At 66.1% G+C, this 13,017-nt stretch carries 13 protein-coding genes; 9 read left to right on the forward strand and 4 right to left on the reverse strand.

Annotated features, from left to right (window positions below):
• The first annotated feature begins 61 nt into the window (after nt 1-61).
• The gene (gene mshC, locus CPH63_RS15220; protein WP_096303711.1) at nt 62-1,291 is read left to right on the forward strand and encodes a cysteine--1-D-myo-inosityl 2-amino-2-deoxy-alpha-D-glucopyranoside ligase; all 1,230 of its coding nucleotides are present in this window, start codon (nt 62-64) and stop codon (nt 1,289-1,291) included.
• Between the two features lie 30 nt (nt 1,292-1,321).
• On the opposite strand, the gene CPH63_RS15225 is transcribed toward mshC, so the two are convergent.
• On the reverse strand, nt 1,322-2,218 hold the full coding sequence (locus CPH63_RS15225; RefSeq protein WP_096303712.1) for a PAC2 family protein: 897 nt from the start codon (nt 2,216-2,218) through the stop codon (nt 1,322-1,324).
• A 73-nt stretch (nt 2,219-2,291) separates the two neighbouring features.
• Here CPH63_RS15225 and CPH63_RS15230 point away from each other — a divergent pair, with 73 nt between their 5' ends.
• The gene (locus tag CPH63_RS15230; RefSeq protein ID WP_096303713.1) at nt 2,292-2,954 is read left to right on the forward strand and encodes an HAD family phosphatase; all 663 of its coding nucleotides are present in this window, start codon (nt 2,292-2,294) and stop codon (nt 2,952-2,954) included.
• Nucleotides 2,955-2,969: 15 nt separating this feature from the next.
• Here the strand turns inward: CPH63_RS15230 and CPH63_RS15235 are convergent, their stop codons facing one another.
• Both CPH63_RS15235 and lepB read right to left on the reverse strand, forming a co-directional pair.
• Nucleotides 2,970-3,947: a PD-(D/E)XK nuclease family protein gene (locus CPH63_RS15235; RefSeq protein ID WP_096303714.1), complete on the reverse strand. Its 978-nt coding sequence runs from the start codon at nt 3,945-3,947 to the stop codon at nt 2,970-2,972.
• A 48-nt stretch (nt 3,948-3,995) separates the two neighbouring features.
• Nucleotides 3,996-4,688, reverse strand: coding sequence for a signal peptidase I (lepB, locus tag CPH63_RS15240; RefSeq protein ID WP_096303715.1), 693 nt, complete (start codon nt 4,686-4,688; stop codon nt 3,996-3,998).
• A 156-nt stretch (nt 4,689-4,844) separates the two neighbouring features.
• Between lepB and CPH63_RS15245 the strand changes: the two genes are divergently transcribed.
• The gene (locus CPH63_RS15245) at nt 4,845-5,768 is read left to right on the forward strand and encodes a tRNA (adenine-N1)-methyltransferase (RefSeq protein ID WP_096303716.1); all 924 of its coding nucleotides are present in this window, start codon (nt 4,845-4,847) and stop codon (nt 5,766-5,768) included.
• A gap of 7 nt (nt 5,769-5,775) precedes the next feature.
• On the opposite strand, the gene CPH63_RS15250 is transcribed toward CPH63_RS15245, so the two are convergent.
• Nucleotides 5,776-6,081 carry a ferredoxin gene (locus CPH63_RS15250; RefSeq protein ID WP_096303717.1) on the reverse strand — a complete coding sequence of 102 codons (306 nt, stop codon included), beginning with the start codon at nt 6,079-6,081 and terminating at the stop codon, nt 5,776-5,778.
• A 193-nt stretch (nt 6,082-6,274) separates the two neighbouring features.
• Here CPH63_RS15250 and arc point away from each other — a divergent pair, with 193 nt between their 5' ends.
• From arc to pafA, 6 genes are all read left to right on the forward strand, one after another.
• The gene (gene arc / locus CPH63_RS15255) at nt 6,275-8,029 is read left to right on the forward strand and encodes a proteasome ATPase (RefSeq protein ID WP_096303718.1); all 1,755 of its coding nucleotides are present in this window, start codon (nt 6,275-6,277) and stop codon (nt 8,027-8,029) included.
• Between the two features lie 12 nt (nt 8,030-8,041).
• Nucleotides 8,042-9,589: a depupylase/deamidase Dop gene (dop, locus tag CPH63_RS15260; RefSeq protein ID WP_096303719.1), complete on the forward strand. Its 1,548-nt coding sequence runs from the start codon at nt 8,042-8,044 to the stop codon at nt 9,587-9,589.
• Between the two features lie 33 nt (nt 9,590-9,622).
• Entirely contained in the window at nt 9,623-9,832 is a 210-nt protein-coding gene (locus CPH63_RS15265; RefSeq protein WP_096303720.1) for a ubiquitin-like protein Pup, read from the forward strand.
• Nucleotides 9,832-10,659, forward strand: a complete 828-nt coding sequence (gene prcB / locus CPH63_RS15270) for a proteasome subunit beta (RefSeq protein ID WP_172892313.1) — start codon at nt 9,832-9,834, stop codon at nt 10,657-10,659. The genes CPH63_RS15265 and prcB overlap by 1 nt, the downstream gene beginning before the upstream one ends.
• Nucleotides 10,660-10,739: 80 nt before the next feature.
• Complete coding sequence (prcA, locus tag CPH63_RS15275; protein ID WP_096303721.1) at nt 10,740-11,573, forward strand: proteasome subunit alpha; 834 nt, start codon at nt 10,740-10,742, stop codon at nt 11,571-11,573.
• A 55-nt stretch (nt 11,574-11,628) separates the two neighbouring features.
• On the forward strand, nt 11,629-12,987 hold the full coding sequence (gene pafA / locus CPH63_RS15280; RefSeq protein ID WP_096303722.1) for a Pup--protein ligase: 1,359 nt from the start codon (nt 11,629-11,631) through the stop codon (nt 12,985-12,987).
• Nucleotides 12,988-13,017 lie beyond the last annotated feature (30 nt).

Raw genomic sequence — 13,017 nt, forward strand, 5'->3', positions numbered from 1 at the left:
CGATGCAGCCGGCTGGCGAGGTCGTGTCAGCGACTCTTTTCCTACCGGATAGGTTGGTTACATGGAGTCTTGGTCGAGCTACCCCGTCCCCAAGATCAGCGGCGCACCGCAGCCGCTGAGATTGTTCGACACCGCAACGGCGAGTGTGCGACCCAGCAGCCCGAGTGAGCTGGCCCGGATGTACGTCTGCGGCATCACCCCGTACGACGCCACCCACCTCGGCCATGCCGCGACGTACCTCGCCTTCGACCTGATACAACGCCAGTGGCGCGACACCGGGCTCGCTGTGCGCTACGTCCAGAACGTGACCGATGTCGATGACCCGCTGCTGGAGCGGGCGGCCCACACCGGCGAGAACTGGGTCGTGCTGGCGCAGCGCGAGATCGCCCTCTTCCGCGAGGACATGACCGCGCTGCGGGTGCTGGCCCCGGACGAGTACATCGGGGCGGTGGAGTCAGTCACCGAGATCACCGAAGCCATCACCAGCCTTCTCGCCTCGGGCGCGGCTTATCACGTCGACGAGGACATCTACTTCGACATCACCAGCGCACCGGATTTCGGCTACGAATCGAACTACGACCGCGCGACGATGATGCGCCTCTTCGCCGAACGCGGCGGTGACCCGGAGCGGGAGGGGAAGCGGGATCCGCTGGACTCGCTGCTCTGGCGTGGGATGCGTCCGGGGGAGCCGTTCTGGGACACATCGATCGGCTCCGGCCGCCCCGGTTGGCACATTGAGTGTTCGGTGATCGCCCTGAACCGGCTCGGGATGGGCTTTGACGTCCAAGGCGGCGGATCGGATCTTATTTTCCCGCATCACGAGCACTCGGCGGCGCATGCTGAGTCGCTACGGTCGGAGCACCCCTTCGCGACTCACTACGTGCACGCCGGCCTGATCGGTCTGGACGGGGAGAAGATGAGCAAATCGCGGGGGAATCTCGTCTTCGTCTCCAAGCTGCGTAACGCCGGTGTGGATCCGATGGCCATTCGCCTGGCGCTGCTGGACGGGCACTACCGCGCCGATCGGGAATGGACGGGCGGCCGACTGCGCGCGGCCGAGGGGCGGCTGGCCAACTGGCGCGCGGCGTCGAAGTTGGCGACCACCCTGCAGGATCAGGAGCTGATCTCCCGGCTGCGCAGTCACCTCGCCGATGATCTGGACACCATCTCGGCGATCGCCGCGGCCGACCGGTGGGCCGAGCAGGCGAATGCCCGTTCCCGTTCCGATGGCGACGAGGTCTCCGGGGAGGGCGCTGAGGCTATCGACGCGCTCCTCGGGATCGCGCTCTGACGCCCCTGGAGTGAGTGCTGTAGGCGGAAGTCAGCCGCTCATCGGGCCGGTGCCGAAACCGCCGCCACGGTCACGCCGGCGAAGGTAGCGCTCGAATTCGCGAGCAATCGAATCACCGGAGATCTCACGGAGCTCGCCGCGATCGATTTCGTCGTCACGCTCTTCGAGGTTGCGGATGTACTCGGTGACCTCGTCATCCTCGGCGGCCATCTCGTCGACCAATTTCTGCCACTCATCGGCCTGCGCCGGCAGCTCGGCCAGCGGGACCGGAATATCGAGTACCTCCTCGACGCGGTGCAGCAGGGCCAGCGCGGCCTTGGGGTTCGGGGGCTGGGAGACGTAGTGCGGCACACCGGCCCAGAACGAGATCGCCGGGATCCCGACGGCGACACACGCGTCCTGCAGCACCCCGACGATGCCGATCGGACCCTCGTACTTCGACTGCTCCAGACCGAACTTCTCGGCCGATTCAGAGTCGTAGGAGCTCCCGGTGACCTGCGTCGGGCGGCTGTGCGGCGAGTCGGAGAGCAGCGCGCCGAGGGTGACCACCATGCGGACGTCGAGGGCGTGCACGACGCCCAGAATCTCGTCGCAGAACTGGCGCCAATGCATATTCGGCTCGATCCCGCGGACCAGAATCACGTCGAATTCGGCCTCGGGCGGGCGGCAGACCGACAACCGAGTGGTCGGCCACTCAACCCGGCGGGTAACCCCGTCGATTGTGGAGACGGTGGGGCGGTTGACCTGGAAGTCGTAGTAGTGATCGGGGTCGAGCGCGGTCAACGGGGTCGCGTTCCAGATCAGCTCCAAGTGCTCGACGGCACCGGTCGCGGCATCCCCCGCGTCGTTCCACCCCTCGAAGGCCGCGATCAGCACAGCGTCGTTGAGTTTCGGCCAACCGTCGGTGCCCTCGGTTACGTCGATCATTCGATCAGCCTACGACCGGGTAGCCCGTCGGCGGCGCATATCCTCCTCTCCTCGAGTCGGTAGGCTCGGTGATATGCCACTTGCCGCCGTTCTCTTCGACATGGACGGGACGCTCGTGGACACCGAGCCGTACTGGATCGAGGCCGAATACGCCATCGTCAGCGAGTTCGGCGGGTCCTGGAACGACGAACATGCGCACGCCCTCGTCGGCAATGCGCTGATCACCTCGGCCGAATACATCCGGGTGCACGGCCCGGTGCCGCTGGAGCCGATCGAGATCGTGGAGCGGTTGCTGGAGCGGGTGGTGGCCGCGGCGCAGCGCGCGATGCCGTGGCGTCCCGGAGCGGTGGCTCTGCTGGCCGAACTGCGATCCCACGAGATCCCGCTGGCCTTGGTCACGATGTCCTACGACAGCCTGGCTCAGACGATGATCGAACAGCTCCCACTTGGAACGTTTGCCGCGGTGGTTACCGGCGACCAGGTGCTCGACGGAAAGCCGCATCCCGAGGCCTATCTCACCGCGGCGGCCCGGCTCGGGGTCGAACCGGCCGACTGCGTGGCGATCGAGGACTCACCGACCGGTGTGGCCTCGGCGGAGGCCGCCGGCTGTGTCGTCATCGCGATCCCGCACGCCGTGCCGATATCCGCCGCCTCGACGCGGACACTGCACGCCTCCCTCGCCGACCTGACGGTTGCCGACCTGCGGGCTCTCGTCGCAGTTGTCGCCGGCTCGTAGCAGACTCGTAGCAGATCAGTCGCCGTCGACGACCCGGAGGTCGGCCGCGATGGCCGCCGGGTCGCTGACGGTGTCGGCCGTCGGTCCGGCGTTGTCGACCCGGCGATCGCCGTGGCTTCGGGCCAGCGCCTCATAGGGGAACGGCGGTGGCGTTCCTCCGAAGGACGGGCAGCGTGACTGGTGCTCACACCAGTTGCAGAGCTTGCTCGGACTCGGGCGGAAATCGCCCTTCACGGTCGCCCGGGCGATGGCGGCCCAGATCGCCCGGATGGTCGTCTCAAAGCGCTCCAACTCCTGCTCGTCGGGGGAGTACGTGAGCGTGTCGGTGTCAGCCAGGTAGATGAGCTTGAGCTGCTTCGGAACTGCGCCCCGGGTGCGCCAGAGCACGAGCGCGTAGAACTTCATCTGGAAGAGTGCCTTCGCCTCGAAGGCCTCTCGTGGTGTGCTGCCCGTCTTGTAGTCGACGACCCGCAGATCGCCGGCGGTGGAGATGTCGACCCGGTCGATATAGCCGCGCAATCGAAGGCCGTCCAGAACGACCTCGACGAGTTCCTCCCGGGCCGCCGGTTCCAGCCGAGTTGGATCCTCGAGGGCGAAGTAGTTGGCCACCAGCCCCCGGGCGGAGCTGAGCCAGTCGCGCAGCGCCGAGCCATCTTCGTCCTGCGCGAAGAGCGTCTCGACCTCGGGGTTCTGTTCGACGACGTGCTGCCAGGAGGGGGTCACCAGATCCTGGGCGGCCGCCACAGTGCGCTCAGCCGCCGGAAGGTCGTAGAGGGCCTCCAGCGCGGCGTGCACGACCGTTCCCCGGACCGCCGCACTCGAGGGTGGCTCCGGCAGTCGATCTATCGTGCGGAAGCGATACAGCAGCGGACAGGACTTGAAGTCAGCCGCCCGCGACGGCGAGAGTGACCCGATGATCGCCTCAGGTAGTTCAGCGACGGCCGCCGCAGACGGCCCGGGGTCGGTGCCGGTGGGGGCCTGGGTAACGTTCATGCATTCGAGCGTAGGTCAGCCCACTGACAATTCGGCTCGAGGCACGTCTCAGAGCAGCGAAATACGTTTGGCCGGCCAGACGATCATGAACGCCTTGCCGACCACCGATGACGTGGCGATGGGCCCGAAGACCCGGCTGTCGGTCGAGTCGCAGCGGTTGTCACCCATCACGAAGACGTCCCCGGCCGGCACCGTCACCGAACCGATCGTGGTGGCACCGAGGCTGTTGTTGCAGACCGGGTTGACGTACGACTCATGCTGTTCGATGTTGTTGAGCCACAGCGACTGTCCGCTCCAGCGAATCGTGTCGCCGGCGACGGCGATGACCCGCTTCACCAGATCCTTGTCGGGAGTCTGGCCGTCCAGGATGTGCGGGCGGGCGAAGACCACGATGTCGCCGTGGTCGGGACTTCCGAGCCGGTAGGCGACCTTGTTGACCAGGATGCGGTCATTGCCGTCCGGGCAGTTTCCGCCGCAGAGCGTCGGCTCCATGGACGCCGACGGGATGAAGAAGAGCTGGATCGCATAACTGCGGATACCGACCGCCACCAGCACGGTGATCGCGGCCAACGCCACGTAGCGCAGCAGGTGACTGGGCTTGGTCAGATCGTTCTCGACCGGCTTGCGATGCCGGGCGGTGGTGCGCTGCGCGGCATGGCGGGGGCGCCGAAATCGAGACCGTGCGGACTCGCCAGGGTAGGAGGACCGGGTACGGCTGGCCGGCTTCGTCCTGGAACTCACGGCGCAACGCTATCGGTCGTGCGGCGAAAGCGCGCCACGGAGTACCCCCGACACAACGGGTTCTCAGGTCCGACGCCCGTAGACTTTCGCCCGGCGCCACTCACTCGAGAGATTCGCTCCCCAGATGCACGCGCAGCAAGGATGCACAGACACAGCATGAGCAACCCCAATTTTGCCGTCGGTGACCGCGTTCAGCTCACCGACACCAAGGGCCGTCTCTATACGGTCACTCTCGCCACGGGTAAGCAGTTCCATACCCACCGTGGTGGTATCGAACACGACGCCCTCATCGGTCAGCCGGAGGGAAGCGTCGTGGTGTCGGCCTCGGGCACGCAATACCTGGCGCTGCGCCCGCTGCTCGCTGACTTCGTTCTCTCCATGCCGCGCGGGGCGGCGGTCATCTACCCGAAGGACGCCGCCCAGATCGTCGCGCTCGGAGACATCCACCCGGGCGCGACGGTGATCGAGGCCGGGGCCGGCTCCGGCGCGCTGACCTGCTCGTTGATCCGGGCCGTCGGTGAGCGTGGTCGAGTCATCTCCTACGAGGTGCGCGACGACCACGCGGACGTGGCTCGCAGCAACGTGGAGATGTTCTTCGGTGAGCACCCGGAGAACTGGGAGTTGATCGTCGACGATCTGGCCAACCATCCCAGCGACCCGCCGGAGGTGATCGCTGACCGGGTGATCCTCGACATGCTCTCGCCCTGGCAGGTGCTGCCGACGGTGTCGGCGTCGCTACGGCCGGGGGGAGTCCTCATCGGCTACGTGGCAACCACCACGCAGCTGTCGCGCCTGGTCGAAGCCATCCGCGAGTTCGGCGGCTACACCGAACCCACGGCGTGGGAATCGATGGTGCGCGGCTGGCACGTCGTCGGCCTTGCCGTGCGCCCCGAGCACCGGATGATCGGTCACACCGCGTTTCTGGTGACGGCTCGGCGCTTGGCGCCGGGAGTTACCGCGCCGGCTCGGCAGCGTCGACCAGCCAAGTCCGGTGACGCGCCGGAGTTGGCGCGACCTGTGGACGGGGAGAACCCTGGCCAGGGCGCGGAGAAGCCGAAGGGGCGGCGAGCGCTGCCGTAGTGGCGCGCTAGGCCTCGGGACCGGCGATCTCGACGCCGTCGGTGGCCCGTTCGACGTGAATGCAGTCGCCCGGGCACTCCTTGGCCGAGTCGATCACGTCCAGCCGCAGGTTGCTCGGAACATCGACCCGCGCCCCGGCGGCGGCGAGCAGTTCTCCGTCACCGTCCTTGACGTAGGCCAGCCCATCCACGTCGAACTCGAAGACCTCTGGGGCGTACTGGACACAGAGTCCGTCGCCGGTGCAGAGGTCCTGATCGATCCAGACGCGCAACGGTTCAGTCACAGCGAGGTCACTCCTTTTTCCGGCCGTCATACTCCGGCCGTACGGCCCGGCCGTCGAGCCGAGCAGTTCAGCATGCCATTCGGCGCGGCATCATTGGTGGATATACGCCACGGCGCGAGCCAGTGGTGCCGTGCGGTGTCCCACAGTAGACCCGACCGCGCGACCAGATACGTTCCGATGTGTAGGGTGAGTTTTCGCGCACCACAAACGGGAGGTGGCCCCAATGGCCCACGAGTCCGACGAGTTCGCCCGACGTGACACGGCGGAGATTTCGCAGCTCCAGCAGCTGACCGAGGAGCTGCAACTGCTGCGTGAGCGCGTTGCCGCCTCACCGCGCCACGTCCGCGCGCTGGAGGAGCGGCTGAGCGAAGCTCAGGCCCGGGTGGCCAGCCTCACCGATCGAAATGATCGCCTCGCCGGCACGCTGCGCGAAGCCCGCGACCAGATGGTGGCGCTGAAGGAAGAGATCGACCGGTTGGCTCAGCCTCCGAGTGGCTACGGGGTTTTCCTCGAGCTCTTCGACGACGGCACGGTGGACATCTTCACCAGTGGCCGCAAGCTTCGAGTCGCGGTCTCACCTGAAGTCACCGCCTCCGACCTGCAGTACGGCCAGGAGGTCATGCTGAACGAGGCGATGAATGTCGTCGCCGCGCGCGGCTTCGAGCGGGTCGGCGAGATCGTCACCTTGAAGGAGATCCTCGAAGGCCGCGACCGCGCCCTGGTCGTCGGGCACACCGACGAAGAGCGCGTCGTTCACCTCGCCGAGACGCTGCGTTCGCAGAAGATCAAGGCCGGCGACTCCCTGCTGGTCGAGACCCGTTCCTCCTACGCCTACGAGCGCATTCCGAAGAGCGAGGTCGAGGAGCTGATCCTCGAAGAGGTGCCCGACATCGACTACACCGACATCGGTGGGCTGGCCAAGCAGATCGACGCGATCCGCGATGCCGTCGAGATGCCGTTCCTGCACGCTGACGTCTTCCGTGAACACGAACTCCGGCCGCCGAAGGGGATCCTGCTCTACGGCCCGCCCGGCTGCGGCAAGACGCTCATCGCGAAGGCGGTGGCGAACTCGCTGGCCAAGCAGGTCCAGCGCGTGCGCGGAGCCGAGGGCGACGGGCACGCGAAGTCGTACTTCCTGAACATCAAGGGTCCGGAGCTGCTCAACAAGTACGTCGGGGAGACCGAACGGCACATCCGGCTGATCTTCCAGCGCGCTCGTGAGAAGGCCAGCGAAGGCACCCCCGTCATCGTCTTCTTCGACGAGATGGACTCGATTTTCCGAACCCGCGGGTCAGGGGTCTCCTCCGACGTGGAGACGACGATCGTTCCGCAGCTGCTCAGCGAGATCGACGGGGTCGAGGGGCTGGAGAACGTCATCGTCATCGGCGCCTCCAACCGCGAAGACATGATCGACCCGGCGATCCTGCGACCCGGTCGGTTGGACGTGAAGATCAAGATCGAGCGTCCGGACGCCGAAGCGGCCCGCGACATCTTCTCCAAATACATCACCCATACCCTGCCGATCCACGCCGACGACCTCGCCGAGCACGGCGGCAGCATTCCGGCCACGGTCAGCGGCATGATCCAGCACACCGTGGAACGGATGTACTCCGAGTCCGAGGAGAATCGTTTCCTCGAGGTCACCTACGCCAACGGTGACAAGGAGACCCTCTATTTCAAGGACTTCAACTCGGGCGCGATGATCCAGAACATCGTCGACCGCGGGAAGAAGATGGCGATCAAGGACCTCCTCACCACCGGGCAGCGCGGCCTGCGGATGCAGCACCTGCTGGCGGCCTGCGTCGATGAGTTCCGGGAGAACGAGGATCTGCCGAACACGACGAACCCGGATGACTGGGCCCGAATCTCGGGTAAGAAGGGCGAGCGGATCGTCTACATCCGCACGCTCGTCTCCGGCAAGGGCTCGGAGGCCGGCCGCTCGATCGACACCATCGGAAACACCGGTCAGTACCTCTAATGAGAGCCGTTCATGACTGAAACCCCGGCCACGCCGGTCGGCGTCCGCCGGGTGATGGGCACCGAGGTGGAGTACGGCGTGAGCGTGCCTGGGCAGCCGCACGCCAACGCCATGCTCCTCTCGGCGCAGGTGGTGAATGCCTACTCCAACGGGTTGCCGTCGAGCCGGGCGCGTCGCGCCGCATGGGACTTCGAGGAGGAGTCGCCGCTGCGCGACGCCCGTGGCTTCGACCTCGGAACCGGCTCGGTGGCCCAGGAGTTCATCGACGCCGAGGAGGACACCGGGATGGCTAACGTCATCCTGCCGAACGGTGCTCGCCTGTACGTCGACCACGCACATCCGGAGTACTCGACGCCGGAGGTCACCTCGCCGCTGGACATCGTCCGGTGGGACAAGGCCGGTGAGCTGGTGATGGCCGAGGCGGCCCGACGCGTCGCCGCTGCGCCCGGACTCAACGGCCAGATCAACCTCTACAAGAACAACACCGACAACAAGGGTGCCTCCTACGGGGCCCACGAGAATTACCTGATGAGCCGGTCGACGCCGTTCAGCGCCATCGTCCGGCACCTGATCCCGTTCTTCGTCACCCGCCAGGTCATCTGTGGCGCGGGGCGCGTCGGTATCGGGCAGGACGGGCGCGAGGCAGGCTTCCAGATCTCGCAGCGGGCCGACTTCTTCGAGGTCGAGGTGGGGTTGGAGACGACGCTCAAGCGCCCGATCATCAACACACGGGACGAGCCGCACGCCGACGCCGACCGCTACCGGCGGCTGCATGTGATCATCGGCGACGCCAACCTCTCCGAAACGTCGACCTACCTGAAGGTGGGGACGGCCTCGCTGGTGCTGGCGATGATCGAGGACGGCTACCTGGCCGATGATCTGACCATTGCCCAACCGGTTCGAGAGCTGCACCAGATTTCCCACGACCCCTCGCTGACCCATCAGATCACCATGTCCGACGGACGGACGATGACGGCCCTCGAGTTGCAGGGCGAGTACCTCGACCGCGCCAAGAAGTACATCGACGACCGCTGTGGCCAGAACGCGGACTCTCAGACCGTCGACATCCTGGTTCGCTGGGAGACCCTGCTCGCCACGCTGGCGAGCGACCCGATGAGCCTGGCCAATGAGCTGGACTGGGTGGCCAAGCTGCGCCTGCTACAGGGGTATCGAGACCGCGACAGCCTGGAGTGGGATTCGCACCAGCTGCAGCTGATCGATCTGCAGTACAGCGACGTCCGCCCGGCTAAGGGCCTCTTCCATCGCCTCGTCGCCCGCGGTGCGATGAAGACCCTGATCGACCCCGACTCGGCCGTCGCCGCGATGAACGCACCGCCCGAGGACACCCGCGCCTTCTTCCGCGGCGAATGCCTGCGCCGCTACGGGCAGTCGATCGCCGCGGCCTCCTGGGACTCGGTCGTCTTCGACGTCGGACGCGAGTCGCTGGTTCGGGTTCCGACGCTCGAACCGCTGCGTGGCACCCGCAGCCACGTCGGTGAACTACTCGATCGCTGCCCGGACGCGTCGTCTCTGATCGATGCCTTGCTGGGTCCGCGCTAGGGTAGGTAACGCTCATATCAAAGGGAGTCGAATATGCCTACTCATGACAGCGGTCAGAGCCGTCCCCAGCGTCAACCCGATGCGGTTGAGGATGCTGAACTGGAAGAAACCACCAGTGAAGTAGCGGAGCGGCACGAGAAGCTCTCCGAGGATGTCGACGCGATTCTCGACGAGATCGACGACGTCCTCGAGACCAATGCCGAGGACTTCGTCCGGTCGTTCGTCCAGAAGGGCGGCGAGTGATCTCGCGCGGACACGAGCCGCTCGGGCTGCTGCAGCACGCAACGGCGCCGGGCTCGTCGTCATTCACTGATTTCCTGAGTTCGGCGTCACCGCAGCTACTGCCGGGCCCCTCCAGCCGCGAAGCCGGCGAGCTGGCTCCGCACGGCACCACCATCGTCTCGGCCGTCTTCGACTCCGGCGTGGTGATGGCCGGTGACCGTCGCGCCACCGCGGGAAATCTCATCGCTCAGCGCGACATCGAAAAGGTCTTCGCGACCGACGACTATTCGGTCGTCGGCATCGCCGGAACAGCCGGCCTGGCGATCGAGATCGTCCGCCTTTATCAGGTCGAACTCGAGCACTACGAGAAGATCGAGGGCACCCAGCTCACCCTCGACGGCAAGGCCAACCGGCTCGCCACCATGATTCGCGGGAACCTGGCCCAGGCCATGCAGGGGCTGGCCGTGGTTCCGCTCTTCGCCGGCTTCGACCTCGACGCCCCCGACCAGCGGACGGCCGGGCGCATCTACAGCTTCGACGTCGCCGGTGGCCGCTATCCGGAGCTGTACTACGAATCCATCGGCTCCGGGTCGCTCTTCGCCCGTGGCTCGTTGAAGAAGCTCTGGCGTCCCGCGATGAGTCGGGAGCAGATCATCCGGGTGGTGGTGGAGGCGCTCTACGACGCCGCCGACGACGACTCGGCCACCGGTGGTCCTGACCTCGGCCGGCGAATCTTCCCGGTCGTTCGCATCGTCACCGCCGCCGGCGCGGTGCGGGTCGGAGATGACGAGCTGACCACGGTCGTCGAGGCGATCATCAGCGACCGTTCCAGCAACCCGGGCTCCTAGCGGGCTCCTCAGCCAGCGAGCCAGCCGGCCAGCGAGCGCGACCGAATCTGTTGACCTCTGAAAGAAAGTAGCCAGCACCTATGTCGATGCCGATGTATGCATCCGCAGAACAGATCATGCGTGATCGCTCCGAATTCGCGCGCAAGGGTATTGCGCGTGGCCGGAGCGTCGTCGTACTGACCTACGCGGACGGCGTCCTCTTCGTGGCTGAGAACGCAAGCTCGGCGCTGCACAAGGTCAGTGAGATCTATGACCGGATCGGCTTCGCGGCGGTCGGCAAGTACAACGAGTTCGAGAATCTGCGAGTCGCCGGGATCCGGCTCGCCGACCTGCGTGGCTACAGCTACGACCGGCGGGACGTGACAGCGCGGGCCCTGGCCAATGCCTACGCGCAGACGCTTGGCACGATCTTCACCGAGCAGCAGAAGCCCTACGAGGTCGAGATCTGTGTAGCCGAGGTCGGCGAGAGCTCGGCCGACGATCAGCTCTACCGCCTCAGCTACGACGGCACCATCGTCGACGAGCCGGAGTTCCTGGTAATGGGTGGACAGGCCGAGGCCCTCACGGTCACGCTGCGCAGTTCCTACAAGCCCGGGCTGCCCCTCACCGAGGCACTGGCCGACGCGGTCACCGTACTCGGCTCGGTCGGTGGCACCGGTGGCCCCCGGGAGCTGCAGGCCGGCCAGTTGGAGGTCGCGGTCCTGGATCGCAATCGGGCGGTACGCAAGTTCCGTCGCATCTCCGGCGCGGCCCTGTCGCAGATGCTTCCGCCCGCCCCCGTCGCTTCGACCGAACCTTCGACGTCTGCGTCGGCCGATGCCGACGGCGCGGCTGGGAAGCCCCCGGTAGAGGTGGCGGAACTGCCAGCTGACCCGCCCCCGGCCGACGCACCCGACGCCGCCGGTGAGAGCTGAAACTCTCACCGCGATGCGGCGCGTAATTCTCGGCGTGAGCGCATAGGCTAGAGATGTGCAGAGACGGATCTTCGGAATTGAGAACGAGTACGGAGTCACGTGCACATTTCATGGGCAGCGGCGGCTCTCGCCGGATGAGGTAGCCCGCTATCTGTTCCGACGCGTGGTCTCCTGGGGCCGTTCGTCCAACGTGTTCCTGCGCAACGGCGCCCGGCTCTACCTGGACGTGGGCAGCCACCCGGAGTACGCCACCCCCGAATGTGACTCCATCACCTCGCTGGTCGCCCATGACAAGGCGGGCGAACGGATCCTCGAGGGTCTGGTGCTGGACGCTGAGCGTCGGCTGCACGACGAGGGCATCGCCGGTGATATCTACCTGTTCAAGAACAACACGGATTCGGCCGGGAACTCCTACGGCTGCCACGAGAACTTCCTGGTCGGGCGGCACGGCGAATTCAGCCGCCTGGCCGACGTCCTCATTCCGTTCCTGGTCACGCGGCAGCTGATCTGCGGTGCCGGCAAGGTGCTGCAGACTCCTCGAGGCGCGGTCTACTGCCTGAGCCAGCGGGCCGAGCACATCTGGGAGGGTGTCTCCTCGGCCACCACCCGATCTCGTCCGATCATCAACACCCGCGACGAGCCGCACGCCGACGCCGAGCGCTACCGCCGGCTGCATGTGATCGTCGGGGACTCGAACATGAATGAAGCGACGACCATGCTGAAGGTCGGGTCGGCCGATCTGGTGCTGCGCATGATCGAAGAGGGCGTCACCTTCCGTGACCTGAGCCTGGAGAACCCGATCCGGGCGATCCGGGAGATCTCGCACGACCTCACCGGCACCCGAACGGTCCGTCTCACCTCGGGCCGCGATGCGTCGGCCCTGCAGATCCAGCGTGAGTACTACGGCCGAGCCGTCGATTTCGTCGCCCGCACCGGGTGTGACGATGTCTCCAAACAGGTCCTCGAGCTCTGGGGCCGTACCCTCGATGCGATCGAGGGAAACAACCTGGGCCTGATCGAGCGTGAGATCGACTGGGCGACCAAACTGATGCTGATCCAGCGGTATCAGAACAAGCATGATCTGCCGCTCTCCTCGCCCCGGATCGCGCAGCTCGATTTGGCCTACCATGACATCAACCGCAACCGCGGTCTGTACTACTTGCTGCAGCGTAAGAACGCGGTGGAGCGGATCGTCACCGATCTGGAGATCTTCCGCGGCAAGTCGGTGCCGCCGCAGACCACCCGGGCTAAGCTGCGCGGCGATTTCATTCATCGCGCGCAAGACAAGCGCCGCGACTTCACCGTCGACTGGGTGCATCTGAAGCTGAACGATCAGGCTCAGCGCACAGTGCTGTGCAAAGACCCGTTCCGCAGTGTCGACGAACGCGTGGAGAAGCTCATAGCCAGCATGTGAGCGGGCATGGCAGCGGGCGATCGCGTGCGA

The organism is Jatrophihabitans sp. GAS493, from assembly GCF_900230215.1.
Taxonomy (GTDB): domain Bacteria; phylum Actinomycetota; class Actinomycetes; order Mycobacteriales; family Jatrophihabitantaceae; genus MT45.